We start from the raw sequence: 21,352 nt of genomic DNA, 5'->3' as shown, positions 1-21,352 counted from the left end.
TTTGTTAAGTGGATCAGGCGCTTTGTATCGCCGTTTGGTAGCCCTGCATCAGTGATGACCAGTTATCAGCGGTGAAGGCAAGGTTTGGTAGCTTGGCTTGTTCTTTATTAAAGGAACGTAACAGTCTGTCTAGATTCGATTGCTGCCATTGCGGGCTCGGTGTTTTTAACTCACCACGGTCGAAATCGATAAGATAAAACCGCTCTGGCGTTAAGAGTTCAGTTTGTGCGGGCTGGAACAGAATATTCTTGGCATTGAGGTCGGCGTGGTACACACCACGCTGATGGAATTGGGCGATGCAAGCCCCTAATGCCTGCCATTGCTCTGTGCTCATGACCCCTTTGCCGAGTTTAGCGACTAAATCTTCGGCACCTTCGACCCGTTCGATAATGATATCGGCGCGGTAAAATAATCCATCGCGCACTATGTTGGCGGCAATCGGTTTAGGTACAGCAAAATCTTCGCGATACAAAATGTCTAATAAGCGTAACTCTCCCATGGCGCGGGTATTTTCGAGGCCAGTATAAACGTAAGCATCTTTGCTGAATTTCTCCATTAAGCCGCCACGCCAATAATGACGCAATACCCAATGACTGTGCTCAAATGCCACAAACCAAGTGGTGTAGCGGCCTTTGGATGAACCGACGACAGCATTTTTAGTCCGCCAAAAATCCACCGTGAACCACGCGGGATCGATATCTGTTGGCGTATTTTGGCAAACTGCAATGTTACCTTGGGCGGTTTTTATGAGCTGTATCTGAGCATTCATCGGAGATTTGTTGACTTAAGCGTGGCACCTAGGGCCATTCTACATTAAGATCCTTAGCTTGCGCCAAATAACCTTAAGAGCTTTTAGCTTCAATCCCAATGAGTTTAAATCCCAATACCATGAATTCCCTTTGTTTGCTGCGCTTATCCGCTATCGGTGACGTCTGTCATGCCGTGGCTATGGTGCAGGCGATTCAGCGGCAATACCCCGAGCTCAAAATCACATGGGTGATCGGTAAACTCGAATATCAATTGTTGAAGCATTTACCTGGTATTGAGTTTGTTATTTTCGATAAATCTCAAGGATGGCGCAGCTATTTTAATTTGCGTAAGGCGTTAAAAGGCCGACGTTTTGACGTGCTGCTGCATATGCAGGTTGCGCTACGTGCAACCTTGGCTTCATTAGCCATTTCGGCAAAGGTGCGCATAGGTTTTGATCGTGCCCGCGCTAAAGAAGGTCAGTGGCTAGTGACAAATCACAGGGTGGAGCCCTTGGCCAAGCCCCATGTGCTCGAAGGATTTATGGGATTCGCTAAGGCGATTGGCGTTAACGATCTCACTCCTCAATGGCATATTCCTGTGCCAATTGCGGATACTGAATTTGCCCAGATGCAGATTAAAGACAATGAAAAAGTCTTTATCATTTGCGCCGCAGCCAGTAAGGCTGAACGTAACTGGTTACCAGAGCGTTATGCCGCCGTTGCGAGCCATGCGATTGCGAAAGGATTTAGAGTCATGCTGTGCGGTGGCCCAACTCAACTTGAGAAGGATTTAGCAGAGCAAATTTTGCAGGCGTGTCCCTCTAAAATCGATAATTTAGTGGGCAAAACCAGTCTGACTCAATTATTGGCCCTGCTAAAACGCGCAAGCTTAGTGTTAGCACCAGATACGGGCCCTGCGCATATGGCGGTTACCCAAGGTACCCCAGTCATTGGTTTATATGCCCATTCCAATCCTGGGCGCACAGGTCCTTACCTATCGCAGCAATATGTGGTGAGTGCCTATGATAAGGCCATGAGATCGCAACATAGTGGACAAATTAAGTGGGGAACTCGCGCTAAAGGTGAGCATTTGATGGCTTTGATCAGTGTTGAAGCTGTGATTGAGAAGTTTGATCTGGTGGAGCATGACACTAAAGCTTCAGAATAAATTTATTTGGATTAAAGGTTAATTATGGCTCCTCAAAAAGCCCCTAAGTTTTTGTTTATCCCAGTCTCATCGGCTGAGGGCATAGGTGAGTATATGCGCTCAATGATCATTGCCGATGAGGTGAAGAGAACTTGGCCGAATGCCGAGATCAAGTTTATTTTGAGTCAACAAGCTCCCTATGCGACTCAGTGCCCTTATCCTGCTGAGCTACTCGAAGATACGCCAACTAAACAAGTCAAGGCGGTTAACCAAATCATGTCTGATTTCCTGCCTGATATAGTATTGTTTGACGCATCCGGTCGTAAATCGCAGTTAGTCCATGCCCATAAACTCGGTGCAAAGGTAATCTTTCTCAGTCAGCATAAGCGTAAGCGTAGTCGTGGAATGAAAATTGGCCGCGCTTTAGTGACGGATTGTCATTGGGTTGTGCAACCAGAATTTGTGATTGGCCCTATTAGTTGGTTAGATCGCCTTAAGCTGAAGCTAATTAATAGACCTGAGCCTTTGAATATTGGTCCTGTCTTTACCCAGCCAGATATAATTACCCAATCTGCATTATTAGCGCAATATCAGCTAACGCAAAATGAGTTTGTATTATTCAATGCGGGTTCTGGTGGTCACAGGGTGAATGGTGAACTAGCCGCTGATATTTTTGCTAAGGCTGCCAGTGAAAGTTATAAAGCATCTGGTATTTTAAGTGTCATGGTTTTCGGCCCGAATTATCCAAATCTTCTGCCTGAGCTTGAGGGGGTAGTTGTTATTCCCCAATTGAATAATCAGCAATTTATTAATATGTTGGCCGCGGCTAAGGCTGCCGTATTGAGCGGTGGGGATACTTTATTACAAGCGATAGCGCTGCACAAACCGACATTAGCGGTTCCTGTATCGAAGGATCAGCCGCCAAGGATTACAGCTTGTGTGGCTCAAGAGTTGGTTTTGAGTTGCGATACAGCATTGGAGCCAATGAAAAATAACCTTGCAAAACTGTTATCTCAAGAACAAATGATGCATCTTTGTACTAAATTGGCACGAAGCAAACATTTGAATGGATTGGATATTGCGATAAAACAACTAAGGCTATGGGTTAAATAGTTGCTAGAAGAGTCACGTTTTAGCTTTTTGCATTTATAGAATTAGGGACGCACATATTATGGGATTTGATGGAAAAGTATTGAATTATGATGAGTTTAAAGTAGATCTCGCCAAACTTGATGAGCCGAGAAAACCTGGAATAAGTGCTATTCTGCGAATAAAGAATGGTGCCGAATTTCTGAGATCTAGTATTGAGACCCATATTCCTTACTATGATGAAATTATTGCCTGTTATAATGATTGCACTGATAATACTGCTGAAATATTAAATGATTTGAAAGAAAAATATCCTGAAAAAATAAAAGTTTTTGAATATTTACCTAAAGTTCATCCTATATTCTCAGATGCACATAATAGCTGTACAACCTATGATGTTCATAGTTTGGCAAACTTTTACAATTATACCCTTTCAAAAACCAGCTATAATATAGCAACAAAGTTAGATGATGATCATATTGCAATTGATCGTAATCTTAAACCAGTAATTAGCAGGATTCGTAACGATATTGCTTCTAACGTTAAGAAAGTATATACATTCTCAGGTGTTAATCTAGCATTTGATGTGAACAACAAGTTAGGAGTTTATAAAAGAGAACCTCTCGTTGGTACAGGGGATCATATGTACTTCCCTGTTTCTTCTAAAATTTATTTTTCTCAAGAAAAAAATGTTGAAGCATTTAAGTTCTTGGATAGTAAATATGAAAAGAAATATATGGGGGTTATGTATTTTCATCTTAAATATTTAAAAAGTGGTTATGGTTTTTTAAATTTGGAACCCCAGAAGCGTAATGAGATTGTAAAGCAATTTGTTTCAAATTCTGATGTTGTTGGCTTCGAAGATTTTATTAGTGAAGATTCTATAAATAATCTATGTAAGTATCATAACTCTATTGAGTATTGGTTGCGAACACAGAAAGTTTTCAATGTCATCATTTACGCTTTATTTAAAAGAAATCCACCATTAAGAATTGCGCGCTTAAATCAGCTTTTTCAGGATTTAAATGGTATTGATTTAGATGAATGTGTTACGAGGCGTTTAAAGAAATTTTAATTTATAATGGGTCTTGTTATGAGTAATAACACTGTTTCACTGGTTGTCACGAGTTGTAATCGTTTTGACTTACTCGAAAAAACAATTGAAAGCTTTTTAAAATATAATACCTATCCTATATCACAATATATTGTGATAGAAGATAGCCATAATCGCGAAAAACTTGAGAACACGCTGGCAAAGTTCAAGGGAATTGAATTTGTTATGGTTCACAATGAACCGCAGTTAGGGCAAATGAAAAGTATCGATAGAGCCTATTCTTTGGTAACTTCTGACTATATATTTCATTGTGAGGATGATTGGGAGTTCTATCGCGAAGGCTTTATCGAAAAATCGTTCGAGGTTTTACTTTCAGATGATAAAATAGTAACAGTCTGGTTGCGTGAAACTAATGATACTAATAGCCATACAGTGCTTCCTGAGTTGTACTTTTGTAAAAATGATGCTTCATTGACGTATCGGGTTATGCATCAAAATGATTTGCTTCATGGCGTCTATTGGCATGGCTTTACGTTAAATCCAGGCTTAAGGCGTTTAGCGGATTATCAGTTGATTGCGCCGATTGCACAATATACAAGTGAAGGTGGAGTGGGTAATAAGTATTATGAACTAGGCTTTAAAGCTGCAATTTTTCCCGAGGGAAGTGTGAGACACATAGGTTACCATCGGGGAATTCGTTATAAAGCTGATATAGCTAAATGGCGAAAAGATTTCAACGTTGCGTTTAGACGTTTTAAGTCAAAAATACATAAAATATTGAAAGTATAATATATAGCCACTACATGATTAAAGTCAACCATGTAGCTCTATTCTACTTCCTAATCACATTTTTAAAACTTATGTAAGTTGTGATTATTGATTATTGATTACGTCAATCCAGCCTTTACTCCAAGTATCTTTAGCACATGGAAGTGTAATAGAGTTTAAACCATTTTTAGCAAGATTTTTACATAAATCAACATTATTGAGAGCGCTTGAAAGTGCTTGTTCCATATCTTGCGAAGTTGGCATTACTAATGAGCCATTGTATCCATCAATAATTAGATTTGATAGTCCGCCAATGTTGGAACTCAGTACCATACAACCTGCGGCCATAGCTTCTATCATTGAGAGTGATGTACCTTCTGATCCTAAAGTAGGAATAATAGCGATATGATGTTCTTTATGTACTTTAAAACAGTCATCTGGACCATATTGCATTATATCTACGTTAGAGTCATTGGCAAATAATGATTCTAAATATGGTTTTAAGGGACCATCACCTGCAAAGCTGACTTGAATATTGTGTTGAGGTAATAATCTTTTTATGATTGGTGCAATTAGCTCTATCCCTCGGTAGTCAACAAAGCGCCTGGCGATAATTATTTTAATTTCACTATTATTATTCCATTTTTTTTCAAAGTCAGAGTTACTGATTTTTTCATTATAAAAATTGTATATTATTTTTACTTTTTTATTCCCAACATTAAACCACGTGCGATACCAATTTATGAAGTTGTGGTCTACGCATACCAAGGTAGAGTTATTTTTTATGTAAGATAAGTACTTACAGTGGTTTAATAGTGAGGATGTAAACTGAACAAATGAATTGTTAGTTTTTCTCGGTTTATCCCAAGATATTCCGTGTTGAATAGCTATTTGTTTGTATCCACTCAGGTTTACAGCGTATGAGTCTGTTGCGTAAATGATAATATCTTTTTTCTTATCTGCATTTATTTGTACCCATTTAGCGAGTGCAAATTTCTTTAGGTTGCCACGAAAAAACCCTGTACTAACTCCATGAACATTGACATGTAAAGTTTCGAACATAAATGGCTCTTTGGCTGGCTGCACTAAATGACACTTCCATCCCTGTAGAGATAATACTTCCGTCAGGTTAAGGATGTAGTTTTCTATGCCGCCAATAGTTGTTAATGTGCCATCTAAATTAAACATTGCACGATAAATTATATAAATATTAGACATTAGTCGACCTGATAATGAAGTTTTATAATCTTGTGTATTCGTTGGCACGCTTGTCCATCGCCATAAGGGTTAACTGTTTCACCAAAGGCCGAGGGGTTGTCTATTAGTAGTGTAATTTCAGATACGATTTTATCTATGTCAGTACCGACTAATCTAACCGTTCCTGCTGTAACGGCTTCTGGTCTTTCAGTCTTATCTCGTAGAACTAGCACTGGTTTTTTTAAAGAAGGCGCTTCTTCTTGAATTCCACCAGAATCAGTAAGAATAATATCTGCTCGATCCATTAGTGAAACAAAGGATTGATAATCCAACGGTTCTATAAGATGGAAATTATCTAGTTCACCTAAGTATTCATATACAGGCTTCTGAACCTGAGGATTTAGATGCACAGGATAGATCAGTTGCACGTTAGGATTTGATAGTGCGATGGTTTTTAATGCCGTGCAGATATTTTCAAATCCGACGCCAAAGTTTTCTCTACGATGCCCTGTAATTAAAATCACTTTTTTGCCCTGTAACTGATCAAACAAGGGACTAAGTTCTGAAGGGTGACTGTAATTATCTTTTCGGGTAAAGGCCAAGGTTTCAAAAAGCGCATCAATAACAGTATTACCAGTGACGTAAATATGTTCAGGCAAATATCCTTCATTTTTTAGATTTTGTGCCGCAGTCTGCGTTGGGGCAAAATGCAATTTTGACAACACTGCGGTTAACTTACGATTAGCTTCTTCTGGCCAAGGAGAATGAATATCGCCTGTCCGTAATCCAGCTTCAATATGACCGACATCCACTTTTTGATAAAATGCGGCTAATGCAGCAGAAAAGGAGGTGGTTGTGTCGCCATGAACCAAGACGATCTGAGGCTGAAATTCTTTAATGACTTTGCCTACGCCTTCAACGATCGCTCCTGTTAACCATTCCAAAGTTTGATTTGGCTTCATTAAATCCAAATCATAGTCTGGTTTTAATTCGAAAATACTTAATACTTGGTCAAGCATATGGCGATGTTGAGCTGTTACACAAATTTTTACATCTAGTTGTGTATCAGTAGCGAGCATTTTCGCCAGAGGACACATTTTGATCGCTTCAGGTCGGGTGCCAAATACAAGAAGAATTTTCACAATAAAACCTACCCAAGTTACGGATGGAAAGTAGTTGCTGTTTTCGGTGTGTTATTGGGCAAAATTGAACCTTTTAAGATTAGTATGTTGGCCAATTAACTGCAGCTGAATAACAATTTTCGAATAGTCATTCTACCTTTTAGGTGGCTCTTTGGCTATGACACATTAGAGAAGCTAGGTTCACTGACGTCTATTTTTTGTGCGCAAGACGGCACATCGAAGATACTTTTGCGCTGCGACATAAGCGGGTGATAAACTGCGATACATAGTATTTCAAACACCTTTTTTGTTGAATTCATGCATACAAGAGCTATTTATCCAGGAACTTTTGATCCTATCACCAATGGCCATGCCGACTTGATTGAGCGTGCGGCTAAACTGTTTAAACATGTGGTGATTGGCATTGCGGCTAATCCTTCCAAGCAGCCTAGATTCACCCTTGAAGAGCGAGTTGAATTGGTCAATCGGGTGACTGCTCATTTGGATAATGTCGAGGTGGTGGGGTTTTCGGGGTTGCTAGTGGATTTTGCCAAGGAGCAAAAGGCCAGTGTACTTGTGCGTGGGTTACGCGCGGTATCCGACTTTGAATATGAATTCCAATTAGCAAATATGAATCGCAGATTGAGCCCTGATCTGGAAAGCGTGTTTTTAACGCCTGCCGAGGAAAACTCATTTATCTCTTCAACCTTAGTAAAGGAAGTCGCTTTGCATGGTGGCGATGTGAGCCAGTTTGTTCACCCTGAAGTAACGGCTGCATTGGCGGCAAAGCTTAAGTTGGTTAAACCTTAGATTTTACCTGCGAACTAGATAGTTTTTACGTAGGAGTTTTGTGTTAACTTTGAGGCATTGTTGCCTTGTGATGATACTTAAAAGGATGTTATGAAGGCTTTTTTTTCCCCCACGATCCTTGCTACTAGCATTGCCTCTGGCCTATTTTTTTCTTCAATGCTTGCTGCTGCACCTTGGGTCGATGCCTCTGATATATATCTTAGAGCTGACATTCAAGCACTTGCTGATGCGGGTGTGATCACTGTGCCAGTGAATACTTATCCATTGATGTGGTCAGGTATTGGTGGTGATTTAGCGAAAATTGAGCCTGAGCTGCTTTCTCCCTCTTTAGTACAAGCCTTTGCACGGGTTAATTTTTATTATCAAAATGCTGTCGATAATCGTGGTAATGCACGGGTAAAAGTATCGGCAGCATCTGATCCTGCTCGCTTTCAACATTATGGTTCTGACTATCGCGAGAAAGGTGAAGTGCTGGGCTCCTATGAGTATTTAGGATCGCGTGTTGCTTATAAGGCGACAGTGGCAGAAACTTATGATCCGCAAGATAATAAAAATTTCCGCCTTGATGAGTCTTATTTTGCCATCATTTTTGGCAATTGGATCGCAACCTTAGGCGCGGTTGAGCAGTGGTGGGGACCGGGGTTTGACTCGGCTCTACATCGTTCTAATAACGCCCGCCCTATGTCATCGTTAACCTTGAGCCGTAACAATGCTGCGGCTTTTGAAACACCTTGGTTATCTTGGATTGGCCCTTGGACCTTTAAAACCGGATTTAGCTTAACTGAAGTGGATCGTGCTGTGCCTAAGACGGCGGAGTGGGATATGCGCTTAAGTGCAAGACCGATTAAACAGTTAGAAGTGGGATTGTCTTGGTCGACTTTATTTTGTGGTGAGGGCCAAGATTGTAACTTTGACTCTTGGTGGGATTCGGTTGCGAGTAATGCTGTTTGTATCGATGGTACAAATGAATGTGCGCCGAATGAGCGCCGCGATGCAGGCCATAGAACTCAAAGTATCGATATGCGTTATGCCGATACTTTGCAGGATATCCCCGTTGGATTATATCTCGAACATAGTTGTGAAAATGGTAGTGACTGCGGCTCACTTTGGGGTATTGATACCCATTTTGGCACATCGGGTAAGCAGTTTAAGTTGTTTATGGAATATTCGGACACCTATGTAAAATGCGATGGTGATAGTGCCAATTGTTTCTATGAGGATCCTGTCTATCTGAGTGGTGCTCGCTACTATGGTCGTGCTTTGGGTTCTACCTATGATAGTGATGCACAAGTGTTTGTGGTTGGATTAGTTGGCCAGTTTAATAACAGCCGTGGTTTTACCTCGTTGCTGCGTTATGCGAAGCTGAATAAAGATGGCTCCAATGTAGCGAACACTTGGGCACCACAACCGCCAAAAGAAGATTTATTGATGCTGGAGCTTTCTTACCGTATGCCAGTGTGGAAAGGCATGTGGAGCTTAGGTGGAACAGTATCGAGATCGGAGTTTGAAGTTCAAGAAAATGATACCAATGCCACGCTATTTAGCAGTTTTGAGTATCGTTTTTGACAGCTGTAATTGATTAAATAACGAAAAATGCCAAGCACTTGCTTGGCATTTTGGCTTATAAATAACGTAATATTAGCGTGTTTGGCAAATGCCACAAAATACTGTGGTGCGTTGGCCTAAACGGATTTCACTCAGCAAGTTACCGCAGCTTGTGCAGGTTTCACCGCCGCGACCGTAGACATGCAGTTTTTGGGCGAAGTAGCCCGGCTTGCCATCGGCATTGGTGAAGTCTTTCAGCGTGGTGCCACCCTGTTTAATGGCGTGGGCTAAGATTTGCTTCACTTCTGCAACTAAAACGGTCAAACGCTCGATATCGATTTTACCTGCTTCGGCCTCTGGGTGAATGCCCGCCGCAAACAGGGCTTCATTGGCGTAAATGTTGCCCACTCCCACCACGATATGATTATCCATCAGGCAGAGCTTGATCGCTTTTTTCTTGCCCGCTAAAGCTGCCGCTAATTGTGCGACATTAAAGGCATGGGTCAGTGGTTCTGGCCCTAATTTGGCGAGTAATGGATGCGCTTCTTCTGGGAGTTCACACCATAGCCAAGCACCGAATCGTCTCGGATCGTTAAAACGTAAAATACGGCCGTTGGCGAGCACTAAGTCGATATGGTCATGCTTTTCCACTGGCGTGTCGTGGGGCAAAATCCGTAAACTGCCCGACATGCCTAAATGCACTATGCTGGTGCCCGCGTCGGTGTCGATTAATAGATACTTAGCACGGCGTCGCACTTGGCGTATGACTTGGCCGATAATCTGTTTGGCTATGTCAGGCACTGGCCAGCGCAACGAGCCATTGCGGATCACAAGATCAACTACGGTTTGCTCGACAAGGAAAGGGGCAATACCCTGACGGGTGACTTCAACTTCTGGTAATTCCGGCATGGATTCTTTCTTATCTTAAGTAAAATGGGGCGGCATTAAGCTGCGGGTTTCGCATCGAGGATCGGTTGCAGTTTAGCTCGTAAACTCGGAGGCACTAAATACCAATTGCCTGCGGGAGACTTTAAGGCGCCTTCATTGGGAAAATAGATCCACAGTTGAGCATCGCGGATATCTGCAATCTGTATAACTAATTCTTGCGGATTATCTGTGGTTTCTGGCGCGGCGGTTAAGGGGGATACCCGTATGGTTTGCCACGCCTTTGCCCATTCATCACAGTTGAGGACTTTAGTGTCGCACTCCCATTGTGATGCTTGCTTGTGCAGCCATAACCCATCGAGTTGCAGCTGTGAAAGCGGCGCATTATCGTCAAATAGCAGCTGAGCATCACTCGGAACATTATTGGTTTTGTTATCCATAAAAGTCAGCACGGCGACCATAAAGGCGCAGGCGACTATGATGATGTTATTCCATTGCTTACGAGTTAATGCCATAGAAATGTGTAGCGCTAAGTATGGGGTGATGCTTCGAGTTTATCACGGCCAAATTGAGATGCTAGCCCTTAAGCGATGGAGTGGTGATGCTTAACCGCCAGTGGCGTTCATAAAGCGTAGGATTTGTACCTGATTATTGCCAAAGTCGTGCTGCTTAGGCTTGAGATTAATTCCCGCGAGAATAGCGACTTTTAATCTTTCAATATCAGCCGGAAATTCCCGGACTATGCTTTTGAGATCAACGGCATGTTCATTGCCTAAACACAGCAGTAATTGGCCTTCGACTGTGACGCGCACGCGATTACATTCGTGGCAGAAGTTGTGGCTGTGGGGCGAGATAAAGCCGATATGGATTGGGCTGTCGGCCATAGTGTAATAACGTGCTGGGCCGCCGGTACGTTTGTTGGAAAGCTGTAGCGGATAGTGACTATTGATGATGGCTTTTACTTCATCGCTGCTGCAATGACGGGCGCGTTTCCGCTCATCCATTTCGCCAAGTGGCATTTCTTCGATAAAGGCGATGTCTAAGTTACGGCCACGGCAGAAATCAACTAAATCAATAACTTCATTATCGTTCTGCTGTTTTAAAATCACCGCATTAATCTTAATACGTTCAAATCCCGCCGCAATAGCCGCATCAATACCATCGATGACTCTGTCTAATTTGCCGTTACGCGTTAGCTGAGTAAACAGTGTGGGGTTTAAGGTATCTAGGCTGATATTGAGGCGCTTTAATCCTGCATCAAACATGGGTTTAGCGAATTTTGTCAGCCTTGAACCATTGGTGGTCATGGATAAATCCGTCAGCCCAGGCAGTTTGCCAAGCAGACCCACTAGCTGATCGCAATCGGTGCGAACTAAGGGCTCACCGCCGGTCAGGCGAATTTTAGTCACACCAAGCTCGGTAAAGGCTTGGGCAATCCAAGCTAATTCTTCGAGGTGGAGTACGTGGTCCTTTGGCAGAAAACAGGGATCTTCCGTCATGCAATAAACACAGCGAAAGTCGCAGCGGTCGGTGACCGAGAGCCGTAAATATTCGACCTTACGGCCAAAGGAATCCACAATTAGACTCATAAAAACTCACTGGATCCTAAAGCAGATCCGCAAAGGGTTGAATAAATACAGTTTCACCTGCATTCACGGCTTCTGCATCATCCCCTATGATGATGAGGCAATTCCCTTTAACCATTGAACTTAACATCCCAGAACCTTGGTTGCCCGTGCTACTAACGTGTAGGCGTCCATCTTTACCAAGCTGATAAATCCCGCGAATAAATTCGGTGCGGCCTTGGCGGCTTCGTAGAGTTTCATCACTTATTGCAGGGAATAGCTGCGCTTGCCAGTTCACTTCACCTGCTAATTTTCGTAAAGCGGGCTGCACAAATTGCAGGAAAGACACCATGACTGCGACTGGGTTGCCAGGTAGCCCGAAGAATAAGCTGTCATTCACTTTACCAAAGGCGAGTGGCCGACCCGGACGCATGCTAATCCGCCAGAAATCAATTTTTCCGAGGCGTGCAAGCACGGTTTTAATGTAGTCCGCATCGCCGACAGATACACCACCCGAGCTAATGACGACATCGGCAAGGTCGGCGGCTTTAGCGAGAGTTGCTTCAAGGGCGGCTTCGGAATCTTCGATAATGCCTAAATCGATAACGTCACAACCGAGACGTTTTGCCATCGCTTTGATGGTAAAGCGGTTTGAGTCATAAATGCAGTTAGCTTTGAGTACTTCGCCAGGCTGGCTCACTTCATCGCCGGTGGAGAATACTGCAACAGTTGGGCGGCGATATACACTCACGTGATTGAGCCCGAGTGAGGCCAGTAAACCTTGTTCGGCGGCGCTTAGGCGAGTGGCTTTTGCGAGTGCGACTTGGCCTTGAGCAATATCTTCTCCAGCGAGGCGAACGTGTTGGCCAGAAAGAATGCGGCCTTCAAAGCTAACAATGCCATCGACTTCCTTGGCAAGCTCTCGGGGCTGCACTGTATCGGCACCCGCGGGCACTGTTGCGCCCGTCATGATACGCACGGTTTCGCCGACTTTAAGCGTGCCCGAATATTGATGACCGGCAAGAACCTCTCCCACCAATTTTAAGGTGGTAGGCATTGGGTCTTGATAGACAAAGGCGTAGCCATCCATCGCCGAATTAGTTTGTTGTGGCACGTCGACGGGAGAAATGCTGTCGCTGGCCAGTACGCGGTTATCTAAGGCGTCTAACTCGATGTCTTCAATCTCTGCCACGGGTGAAACATGGGATAAAATTTGCGCTAAACCTTGGCTGACGCTGAGGTTTTTATTGTCGCCTATGGCGCAGGCATCCACGGCCGAAATGGGGTATTGGAGTGGCGCTTCCCAGTTTTGGGCGTACTCCATCACAAAATCGGCAATCTGGCAGACATTGTTGAGATCGAGTCGGCGCAGCTCACTCGGGAGTGCGTCGCTGGGCAATTGAGTATCGTCGCAACAGGCGATGGCGAGGATATTCTCATCTTGGGTGTAGATAAAAGGTTTGCCGTGGGCGGCGCGGTGCAATTCAATTTTAGGTAATGCGAGCTTTTTAAAGCCTTCGACGAGGACAATATCGACTTTGTCGGCTTCGATTTGCTTGAGTAAATGGACTAACTCAGGATCGCCATCGCGCGCATCTTCTGTCATCAGCGCCCAGCGTACATGGGAGGCGACCAGCATTTGTCGCGCGCCAGCCTTGCGCATTTCGTAACTGTCTTTGCCGGGAATATCTACGTCGAAATTATGGTGGGCATGTTTGATTACGGCTAAGCGCAGGCCACGTTGATTTAATTCGGGGATCAATTGCTTGAGTAAGGTGGTTTTCCCCGTGCCACTGTAGGCACAAAATCCGAGAACGGGAATAGCGAGCGGATTGACGAAGGGGTTACTCATTTGCACCTCTAATTTGGGTTATTGGAGCCTTTTTAGCTATTGGGTGATTTCTATCGCTAGTCGTTGTTTTTGTTCTGGCGTATTTACATTCACAAAAGCATTGGGCTGGTCGGCGAATGACGCTACGACGAAGTGATGTTTGATATACCAAAAGTCCACTTTACGCTCACCCGCCTCAAGAAACGCTTTCATCGAGTCACGTAAGCTAGGTTTTAAGAGTAAAACAACGGGTTGTTCATACTCACCGTCACTGGCGACAGCAATCTCGGCCTTTTCTGCTTCAATTGCTGCCAACATACGCGGAACAAGGTCGAGTGGCAGGAGTGGACAGTCGCAGGGCACTACCAACAAGTAGTCCGCATCTGTTTGGCCCATAGCGGTGATCATACCCGCTAAAGGTCCGAGGAAACCACTATGCTCGTCACTTATCACCTTAAAACCGAACTCAGCATAACGTGTTTGGTTACGATTTGCGTTGATCAGGATCTCCTTAACCTGAGGTTTTATTCTATCTATTGTGTGCTTAATCATGGCTTCGCCGTTTAATTCGACGAGACCTTTATCGTCGCCACCCATGCGACGGGCCATACCACCGGCGAGAATAACGGCATCAATTTGCGATGACATACAAAGGCTCCTGTGCTGGCAAAGATTCAGGCTGTTGATAAGAGGTCATCACGCGCTCACCTTCTATGTGCCACTGTTGTTCGCAGATGGCGGTTAGCGCGCAATTCTGATGGCTACTCAGTAACATTCCTGTGCCTTCGTGTTTGAGTTGTTGGATCATTTTTAATACTAGCTCTTGGGAATCCTTGTCCATATTGGAGGTGGGTTCATCGAGCATTAATAGTTTAGGTTGTAGGATCCAAGCGCGCGCAATCGCGAGGCGCTGTCTTTCGCCACCAGAGAGATTACTGGCCCTTTCGTGCAGCAGCGACCCTAGCTGCGCCATCTCAATTGCTTGAGTAATCCGCTGTTTAGCCTTGGCTTTTGTTTCTGAGCTGAAATTCAGCCCATAGGTGAGATTATATTCTACTGTGCCGTCGAACAAATAAGGATGTTGGTGCAGATAAACGGCCTTACCTAACAATGGATTGCGTCGCCACCAAGCATTTTTGGCAAAACCGACAGCCTCAATATGGCCTTTGGTTGGTGGCATTAAGCCCGCCAGAATTTTCATCAAGGTTGATTTGCCTGTGCCATTGTCGCCTTGCAGATAAATCACATCTCCTTGGCAGAGCGATAATACGTCGGCTTTGAATAACAGGCGCGCGCCAAAGGACATTTCTACGTCACGGGCGATCAGTTTGACCTTAGTCATTGCTTAATGGCTCCTTGGCATGGCTTTGCCGCGTAAACTACCTAAGGCAAAGTTGAGGATCAAGGCCAAGATTAGCAGCACTAGCCCGAGGGCGATAGCTTGGGCGAAGTCACCTTTGCTGGTTTCAAGTGCGATTGCGGTAGGAATATTACGGGTCACGTTTAAAATATTACCGCCGACCATCATAGAGCAGCCGACTTCGGTCAGAATGCGACTAAACGCCGCGACAATCGCCAGCAGTAAGGGCATGCGCAGTTCTCGGCATACTGTCCACACTGCGCTGCACCAAGAGGCACCTAAGGTGCGTGAGGTTTCCCAAGCTCTGCGATCAACGCTAGTGAATGCGGCTTGGCTCATTGCAATTAGCACGGGGGCACAGATGAACATTTGCCCGAGAATCATGCCTTCTTGGGTAAATAACCATTTTAGATCGCCCATAGGACCGTTGCGTGTTAGCAGTAAATACACGAGTAGACCGATAACCACTGTGGGGATTGATTGCAGAGTTTGAACTAAGTTAGTGACTATCCATTTGCCACGAAATGGTGCAAACGCCAATACAAAGCCGAGCACCATGGAAGGAACAAGCGTGATCAGCAGTGCCGCGAAAGAAACCGAAAACGAGATCGAAATGATGGACCAAACGTCAGGGTCTAAAGAAAACAGCAGGCTTAACGCCTGCTGTAATAGTGCTAGCCAGCCGTCGTTCATTCGCTATAAGTTGCCTTGAACAATTGCTCGCCTTCAACTTTGAAGCTGTTGATCATGCTTTGACCTTCTTTGCTGATCAACCAGTCGCTGAATGCTTTAGCGCCTTTGTGGTTCAGATCTGGGTATTTAGCAGGGTTGATGAGAATGACTTGGTATGGGTTGGCTAAGGTTTTGCCACCATCGAAATCAACGGCAAGATCGAGCTTAGTTTTATAAGCCACGAAAGTACCACGGTCAGACAGAGTGTAACCTTGCATTTCGTTTGCCATCAGCAGGGTTTTACCCATGCCTTGACCTACTGAAGTATAACCTTTGAAGTTAGGAGTAACATTTGCCGCTTTCCATACTTCTAACTCTTTGATGTGAGTGCCTGAATTGTCACCACGAGAGATAAAAGGCACGCCTGATTTTGCCATTTTAACGAAAGCTTCTTCGGCTGTTTTGCTGTCACGGATTTTTGCTGGGTCGTTTTTAGGGCCAAGTACTACGAAATCATTTTCCATAATGCCACGGGGCTCAACACCAAAACCATCGGCTACGAATTTAGCTTCGGCGCTAGGTGCGTGAGTCATGACTAAATCCACGTCACCTTGCTCACCTAGTTTCAGGGCTTTACCTGTACCTGTGGCGATGACTTGAACCTTGTAGCCTGATTCACTTTCGAACTTAGGTAACAGTTCTTTCAATAGGCCTGAGTTTTCTGTGCTGGTGGTGGTGGCTAACTTGATAATTTCAGTCGAGTGAGCGGGTAAAACAGTGAACATACTGGCTGCAACAACCAGTCCCAGTAATGACTTCATATGAGATTTCATGTTTAGCATGGGTACTCCTTGGCGGAAAATAGGATTCCAACTCAAATGCCTACTGAGTGGAAGGTCTCGTAAATTGTAATACGTTCGGTTGAAAGCAAGTTAGATGCCAAGCTGAGAATGCGGTCATTTTCTTCACAGCTTAACCTAATTTGTGAGCTTGATCCCAAGCTTAACAAATACTCTACAGACAAATTGTCTCAGGACAAACTTCTGATGGTTCATAGTGACCTATTCATCTATTTTCAGTGCTAGAATTGGTCGCAAATGAGTCAAAATGTCCAGAAGCAGACAATATGAGCCAGATAGATAATAACCTCAAGCCTCTTCCATCGGCAGTATCGGTACTGATTGTTGATGATGAACCCGGAATGCGGAGTTTTTTAAATAAGGCACTCTCGAAGAAATTTGCCTTAGTCGAAACGGCGGGCAGTATCGAAGATGCTGAGCAGCTGCGTAGCCGTTGCCATTTCGATTTGCTTATCGTCGACATTCGTCTGCCTGGTCGTTCGGGTATCGAATGGCATGAAGCGTTGGATGAGCAGGGGCGTCGTTCGGACATCATTTTTATGACTGGCTATGCTGACATGGAAGTCGCGATTACCGCGCTACGCGCTGGTGCTTCTGACTTCATCATGAAACCTTTCCACCTCGAACAAATGATGACTGCGGTCGATCGCTGTATCGAACGTCGCTTGCTTAAACGTGAAAACTTGATGCTGCGTCGTGAGGTTTCAATCGGTTATTCATCGACCATTATTGGCAGCAGTGAAGCCATGAAGTCGGTGAAACATATCATCGAACGTGTGGCGCCGACCAATGCCGTCGTCTTGATCCAAGGTGAGTCGGGCACGGGTAAGGAATTAGTCGCACGGCAATTGCATTTGCTTAGTGGACGTCAGGGACCTTTTGTCCCAGTTAACTGTGGCTCTATCGCTCCTGAACTGCTCGAAAGTGAATTGTTTGGCCATACCGCCGGTGCCTTTACGGGTGCGAAAGGCAATCGTGAAGGTTTATTCAGTTTTGCCTCGGGCGGGACGATTTTTCTCGATGAAATTGGCGAAATGCCACTGAAAATGCAAACGGCTTTACTCCGAGTATTAGAGCAAAAAGCGATTCGTCCTGTGGGCAGCGAGAAAGAAGTTAACATTGATGTGCGAGTGATCGCGGCCACTAACCGTACTCTGATTGATGAAGTGGATGCAGGGAATTTCCGTCGAGACTTATATTATCGGCTGAATGTGCTCGATATTTTAATCCCGCCATTACGTGATAGACCCGAAGATGTAGTGGAGTTAACCCATCATTTCACTCGCCAACTTGCCGCTGAATTAGGGGTAAGAGAAGTCGTATGGAGCCATGAAGATATGGTGAAACTACAGCAACACGAGTGGCCTGGTAACATTCGTGAACTGCGCAACATGATTGAGCGTTGTATTTTGCTGGGCAAACCGCCAGCGGAATATTGGAAGCAACAGCTGAAGAGTGAGTCTTTATCCACATCGGGTTATCCATTGGATTGGCCATTGAAAGACGTGGAAAAACACCATGTGACCAGTGTTGTGGACTTACATTCTGGCAATAAGTCTGCCGCGGCGAGGGATTTAGGCGTATCGCGCAAAACCTTAGATCGCAAGTATAAAGAGTGGTTTGATTTTAGTGGCGAACAGGAGTCATAGAGTGTCATTCTTCACTCACTTTTTTGGTGTCAGTTGGCAGCAAATGCAGGCCAAGGTGCGCTATCGCATATTAATCCTGACGTTACTGCCCATTCTACTGACACTGGTGAGTTTAGTGTTTATCACTATTTACTGGAACATCAGTTATACAGGTAAGCAGCTGTTTATGAAGGTTAAAGCTGACTTATCTGTTGCCGAAAACACTTTGCAGCAAGTGCAAGTACGCCAAGAAAAACAACTTGAACGTGTGGTGACGTCTTGGACTTTTCAAAATGACTTTAGGCCACTTTTCAGTGGTAAAGAATTAAGTGGCGAAGTCAGCTACCGAGCCAGTATTGATGCTTTTCTTCTTGAACAGAAAAAACAGCTAAATCTCGATTATTTGCGTTTAGTTAGTGTTGCCGAAGCGGCCGCAGACCCCGATTTACGACAAATCCTTCCTAAGTTAGACGGTTTATTACCTTACTCCGGCTTGATGGTGCTGCCGCCCGAGCGTTTAGCACGTATCGATCCCGAATTGGCTATCACTGCGAGCATTCCGATAGTTGCAACCTTGCGGGCGCAGAGCCCCGTTAAAACCGTTGAAGAACGTGGTTTATTGAGCCGTAGCCTATTGCCCGTCCCTGATATGGAAGGCAAAGTGGCTTGGTATCTCGATGGTGGGATCTTGTTTAATCGCGATACTCGAATTGTTGACCACATTCGTGATCTGGTATACGACAAAGGCACCTTGCCCGAGCGTTCCATCGGCACTGTGACCATCTTCTTAGATAACATCCGTATTTCCACCAACGTGCCGCTGCATTTTTATCCCACAGGCAATGAGACGCTGGGCCGCGCGCTTGGCAGTTTAGTGTCGGAGGAAGTGAAAGACAAAGTGTTAACTCAAGGCGAGCAGTGGGTCGATCGCGCTTTCGTATTTAACGATTGGTTTATTTCCGCTTATGCCCCCTTGGAAGATGTTCGCGGCCAACGTGTCGGTATGATCTATACCGGCTTTTCTGAATCGCCATTTATCCATAATTATTTACTCAATATCATAGAGCTAGGCACGATTCTAATGTTAGTGCTGTTGGTCTCTGGCCTGCTGGTTTATCGCGGTGCTTATAGTTTATTGCAGCCCATTGAACGTATTCACCATGTTGTACAAGCTGTGCAGTCGGGGCGCAATATTCGTATCGGCGCCTTAGGATTAGATAGGGATAATGAGTTATCGAACTTAGCCGAGCAATTTGACAGTATGCTTGACTTGCTACAGCGTCGAAATGCCCAAATTCAAGCGGCGGCAGAACAGCTTGAAATGAAGGTTGAAGAGCGTACTCGTAGCCTGCAGGATAAAACCTTAGAGCTGCAACGTAACGTGGCATTACTAAACGAAACGCGTCAACAGCTCGTCACTAACGAGAAGCTCACAGCTCTTGGCGAATTGACCGCAGGTATCGCCCATGAAATCAATAATCCGACGGCCGTTATCCTCGGCAATATGGAATTACTGCGCTACGAGCTTGGCGATAATGCAGAAGTAGTGAAAGAAGAAATTGATCTAGTCATTCAACAGGTTGGGCGGATCAGCACTATCATCCGTAGCCTGTTGCAATACAGCCGACCAGGCGAATTCAACGCACCACTAGAAATGCATCCGATGACTCCTATTATCGAAGAAATGTTGGTGTTGGTGCGACATTCGATTCAAAAACAAGAAGTCGTGTTGATCACTGAGTTAAACGCCAGTTGTCCAGTACAGGTTAATCGTCCGCAGTTGTTGCAAGTCTTGATTAATCTTGTAGTGAATGCGGCGCATGCGATGGACGGTAAAGGACGTATTTGGGTGCGAACCTATGACTGGGTGCAGCAGGATATGCCGATTGGCGTCAAAATCGAAGTGGAAGATGAAGGCTCAGGGATAGCGCCAGAGCAGCTTGGACGGATTTTCGACCCTTTTTATACCACACGTAAGGATGGCACTGGTTTAGGTCTTTCGCTCAGTTACGGCATTATCAAGCGGATTGGTGGCACGATAGAAGTGAGTTCAACTTTGGGTAAAGGGTCTTTATTTACCATAGGTTTGTATCATGAAGCGAAGGAAGATCAGCAAAATAATCCCTACGATGGCTTACACTTTGCGGGCAACTACAGCGATATGTCTGCAGATTAGTCTTATCCCGTTAGATAGGCAGTGTGTTGTATTTGGCTGATTAAGTTTGAATTAAAATATGTCGAGCGATTGCTGGCTTTGTATTATGTGGCTTTGCATTACTGATTTTTAGGCAAAAAAAAAGCCGGATGATGAGTCCGGCCACAAAGAGTGTGTGTGAGCAATGTCGTGCTTGCAAACTCAGGAGCTCCATAACAACGTCGATTACCAGTCATCGTTGTTAAAGATGAGTTTTGGAACGCACGTTAACGATAATCATTCTCAATTGTGTTTGCAAGCTATTTATTGCAAAAAGTGCACATCTTTACAAATATCGTTTTGCCCTCATCCATTAACGGTTTAGATCGACTTGCACAGATACAGTTTATGATCGACTAAGCTTTTAGGATCGGCTGTTAGTTCAGTAATTAAATATTGATTACTGATCAATAAATTAAGCATCGCAGGAAAACGATTCATCGTTTTCACCTGAATATGATTATAGCCATGGCGGCGTGCCCAAGTTTCTTGATATTCGAGTAGACTCTGCGCTAAGCCTAAACGTCTAAAGTCGGATGCAACGCCACCTAACCAGCTATAAAATATAGCCTCTTCTTGCTCATAACCCAGTTTAAACCCTGCCAATTCACCTTCTACATATGCGACTAAGATCAAACATGTCTTGCCCTGTAAGCGCTGGTCCAACACTTCGTTTGTGAGTGGGTGATCGAGCTCTGGGATTTGTTGGCTAAGTTGGATAAGCTGAACGGCTAACTCGGGAGTCAAACTTGACTCTGCTTTAATTTCAATAGAATACATAGTTTACTCTCATAAAAAATAAGCCCCACTCGCGCGTTAACAGGAGCAGGGCTGAGCTATTAACTGGTTAAATTATAACAGGTCTGGCCAGTTGGGT

The 21,352-nt window shown here is 44.4% G+C and carries 20 protein-coding genes; 8 read left to right on the top strand and 12 right to left on the bottom strand.

The window, feature by feature from the left end:
• Window positions 1–13 precede the first annotated feature (13 nt).
• Window positions 14–769 (bottom strand): 3-deoxy-D-manno-octulosonic acid kinase, encoded by a 756-nt coding sequence (locus tag KO531_RS13860; protein ID WP_219251459.1) that lies wholly within the window; start codon window positions 767–769, stop codon window positions 14–16.
• Window positions 770–867: 98 nt separating this feature from the next.
• Here KO531_RS13860 and KO531_RS13855 point away from each other — a divergent pair, with 98 nt between their 5' ends.
• Genes KO531_RS13855 through KO531_RS13840 form a run of 4 tightly spaced genes read left to right on the top strand, consistent with a single transcriptional unit; the run spans window position 868 to window position 4,828 of the window.
• Window positions 868–1,917 carry a glycosyltransferase family 9 protein gene (locus KO531_RS13855; RefSeq protein WP_219251458.1) on the top strand — a complete coding sequence of 350 codons (1,050 nt, stop codon included), beginning with the start codon at window positions 868–870 and terminating at the stop codon, window positions 1,915–1,917.
• A 24-nt stretch (window positions 1,918–1,941) separates the two neighbouring features.
• Window positions 1,942–3,009, top strand: coding sequence for a hypothetical protein (locus tag KO531_RS13850; RefSeq protein ID WP_219251457.1), 1,068 nt, complete (start codon window positions 1,942–1,944; stop codon window positions 3,007–3,009).
• Window positions 3,010–3,067: 58 nt separating this feature from the next.
• On the top strand, window positions 3,068–4,060 hold the full coding sequence (locus KO531_RS13845) for a hypothetical protein (RefSeq protein ID WP_219251456.1): 993 nt from the start codon (window positions 3,068–3,070) through the stop codon (window positions 4,058–4,060).
• Between the two features lie 18 nt (window positions 4,061–4,078).
• Window positions 4,079–4,828, top strand: coding sequence for a glycosyltransferase (locus KO531_RS13840; RefSeq protein ID WP_168826120.1), 750 nt, complete (start codon window positions 4,079–4,081; stop codon window positions 4,826–4,828).
• Window positions 4,829–4,912: 84 nt separating this feature from the next.
• On the opposite strand, the gene KO531_RS13835 is transcribed toward KO531_RS13840, so the two are convergent.
• Window positions 4,913–6,025 (bottom strand): glycosyltransferase family 4 protein, encoded by a 1,113-nt coding sequence (locus tag KO531_RS13835; RefSeq protein ID WP_219251455.1) that lies wholly within the window; start codon window positions 6,023–6,025, stop codon window positions 4,913–4,915.
• Window positions 6,025–7,146 carry a UDP-N-acetylglucosamine 2-epimerase (non-hydrolyzing) gene (gene wecB, locus KO531_RS13830; protein ID WP_346345249.1) on the bottom strand — a complete coding sequence of 374 codons (1,122 nt, stop codon included), beginning with the start codon at window positions 7,144–7,146 and terminating at the stop codon, window positions 6,025–6,027. Before wecB ends, KO531_RS13835 begins: the two co-directional genes overlap by 1 nt.
• A gap of 297 nt (window positions 7,147–7,443) precedes the next feature.
• On the opposite strand from wecB, the gene coaD reads away from it, so the two are divergent.
• Complete coding sequence (coaD, locus tag KO531_RS13825; protein ID WP_105250747.1) at window positions 7,444–7,935, top strand: pantetheine-phosphate adenylyltransferase; 492 nt, start codon at window positions 7,444–7,446, stop codon at window positions 7,933–7,935.
• A 90-nt stretch (window positions 7,936–8,025) separates the two neighbouring features.
• Entirely contained in the window at window positions 8,026–9,501 is a 1,476-nt protein-coding gene (locus KO531_RS13820) for a capsule assembly Wzi family protein (protein WP_168826126.1), read from the top strand.
• A gap of 72 nt (window positions 9,502–9,573) precedes the next feature.
• Here KO531_RS13820 and mutM read toward each other — a convergent pair whose 3' ends face one another.
• The 8 genes from mutM to KO531_RS13780 all read right to left on the bottom strand — a co-directional run bounded on the left by mutM (window position 9,574) and on the right by KO531_RS13780 (window position 16,635).
• Entirely contained in the window at window positions 9,574–10,389 is an 816-nt protein-coding gene (gene mutM / locus KO531_RS13815) for a bifunctional DNA-formamidopyrimidine glycosylase/DNA-(apurinic or apyrimidinic site) lyase (RefSeq protein WP_071940241.1), read from the bottom strand.
• Between the two features lie 35 nt (window positions 10,390–10,424).
• The gene (locus KO531_RS13810; RefSeq protein ID WP_219251454.1) at window positions 10,425–10,880 is read right to left on the bottom strand and encodes a hypothetical protein; all 456 of its coding nucleotides are present in this window, start codon (window positions 10,878–10,880) and stop codon (window positions 10,425–10,427) included.
• Between the two features lie 90 nt (window positions 10,881–10,970).
• The gene (gene moaA, locus KO531_RS13805) at window positions 10,971–11,954 is read right to left on the bottom strand and encodes a GTP 3',8-cyclase MoaA (protein WP_131524425.1); all 984 of its coding nucleotides are present in this window, start codon (window positions 11,952–11,954) and stop codon (window positions 10,971–10,973) included.
• A 16-nt stretch (window positions 11,955–11,970) separates the two neighbouring features.
• Entirely contained in the window at window positions 11,971–13,782 is a 1,812-nt protein-coding gene (locus tag KO531_RS13800) for a bifunctional molybdopterin-guanine dinucleotide biosynthesis adaptor protein MobB/molybdopterin molybdotransferase MoeA (protein WP_219251453.1), read from the bottom strand.
• Between the two features lie 36 nt (window positions 13,783–13,818).
• On the bottom strand, window positions 13,819–14,409 hold the full coding sequence (gene mobA, locus KO531_RS13795) for a molybdenum cofactor guanylyltransferase MobA (protein WP_113940167.1): 591 nt from the start codon (window positions 14,407–14,409) through the stop codon (window positions 13,819–13,821).
• Complete coding sequence (locus KO531_RS13790) at window positions 14,393–15,103, bottom strand: energy-coupling factor ABC transporter ATP-binding protein (protein WP_173248426.1); 711 nt, start codon at window positions 15,101–15,103, stop codon at window positions 14,393–14,395. The genes mobA and KO531_RS13790 overlap by 17 nt, the downstream gene beginning before the upstream one ends.
• A 3-nt stretch (window positions 15,104–15,106) precedes the next feature.
• Window positions 15,107–15,814, bottom strand: a complete 708-nt coding sequence (locus KO531_RS13785) for an ABC transporter permease (protein WP_168826136.1) — start codon at window positions 15,812–15,814, stop codon at window positions 15,107–15,109.
• Window positions 15,811–16,635, bottom strand: a complete 825-nt coding sequence (locus tag KO531_RS13780) for a substrate-binding domain-containing protein (RefSeq protein WP_131524430.1) — start codon at window positions 16,633–16,635, stop codon at window positions 15,811–15,813. Before KO531_RS13780 ends, KO531_RS13785 begins: the two co-directional genes overlap by 4 nt.
• 284 nt (window positions 16,636–16,919) lie before the next feature.
• Between KO531_RS13780 and KO531_RS13775 the strand changes: the two genes are divergently transcribed.
• Both KO531_RS13775 and KO531_RS13770 read left to right on the top strand, forming a co-directional pair.
• Window positions 16,920–18,302 (top strand): sigma-54 dependent transcriptional regulator, encoded by a 1,383-nt coding sequence (locus KO531_RS13775; protein WP_105250738.1) that lies wholly within the window; start codon window positions 16,920–16,922, stop codon window positions 18,300–18,302.
• Window position 18,303: 1 nt separating this feature from the next.
• Window positions 18,304–20,457, top strand: a complete 2,154-nt coding sequence (locus KO531_RS13770; RefSeq protein WP_105250737.1) for a cache domain-containing protein — start codon at window positions 18,304–18,306, stop codon at window positions 20,455–20,457.
• 339 nt (window positions 20,458–20,796) lie between these two features.
• Here the strand turns inward: KO531_RS13770 and KO531_RS13765 are convergent, their stop codons facing one another.
• Complete coding sequence (locus KO531_RS13765) at window positions 20,797–21,255, bottom strand: GNAT family N-acetyltransferase (protein ID WP_219251452.1); 459 nt, start codon at window positions 21,253–21,255, stop codon at window positions 20,797–20,799.
• Window positions 21,256–21,352: the final 97 nt, after the last annotated feature.

Origin of the sequence: Shewanella sp. NKUCC06_TVS, from assembly GCF_019345515.1 — a bacterium.
Classification (GTDB): Bacteria; Pseudomonadota; Gammaproteobacteria; order Enterobacterales; family Shewanellaceae; genus Shewanella; species Shewanella oncorhynchi.
The sequence above is the reverse complement of the archived record's forward strand: the minus strand, read 5'-3'. Positions and strand labels throughout refer to the sequence as shown.